General features: G+C 44.8%; 1 pseudogene. It reads left to right on the top strand.

The features are described 5' to 3' along the window. Nucleotides 1-272 (top strand): annotated as a pseudogene (locus ACI4J0_RS01530) (hypothetical protein); the annotation flags it as partial. Nucleotides 273-688: the final 416 nt, after the last annotated feature.

The following is a 688-nucleotide window of genomic DNA, read 5'->3' as shown; positions in this document are numbered from 1 at the left end:
CAGCTAAGCCCGCAGAGCCTGCAAAGCCCGCAGAGCCTGCAAAGCCCGCAGAGCCTTTGAAGCCCCTGAAGCCTGTTGAACCTATTAAGCCTGCGGAAGCACCCAAGCCAGCTGAACCTGCAAAGCCTGTTCAGCCTGCTGAACCCGCAAAGCCTGTTCAGCCTGCAGAACCTGCAAAGCCCAAGATCAAGTTCTGCGACCAGTGCGGAGCAAAGATCGTCAGCGAGACAGCAAAGTTCTGCGCAGAGTGCGGAAACAAGCTCATTCACTAAGATCTAAGCGTAAATAAACCATATGCCGCCGATTACGTATCGGCGGCTGTTGTTTTCGGTGAAATACAGGTCAATTTTTTATGAAAAGTGCCAAAATAACATAAAAACCACTTGACAAATGTGTGCATATGTTGTATCATAATAATGAAGCTGAATAAAGTGGACAGAATCCTCTGCCGAAAGGCAACAAGGTCTGTTTTTTTGGGTATTAAAATGATACCGATTGAGTATAGTTTATCGGATCTCTAAAAAGTGAATGAAAAATTTACGGAGGTCTGCTATAAAATCTTATGTGCAATTTTGTACATAACGGCATATTCTAAATACTTTTTAGCTTTGTGCGTCCCATAAGGACAGCACAGAAGATAGCTTCGCACAGCCTCATAAGGGCGGTGCGAAAGATTGAAGGAGGAAAA

The organism is Huintestinicola sp. (genome assembly GCF_051882455.1).
Taxonomy (GTDB): Bacteria; Bacillota; Clostridia; order Oscillospirales; family Ruminococcaceae; genus Huintestinicola.
Note: the sequence above shows the minus strand (reverse complement) of the source record. Positions and strands in the feature narration are given on the sequence as shown.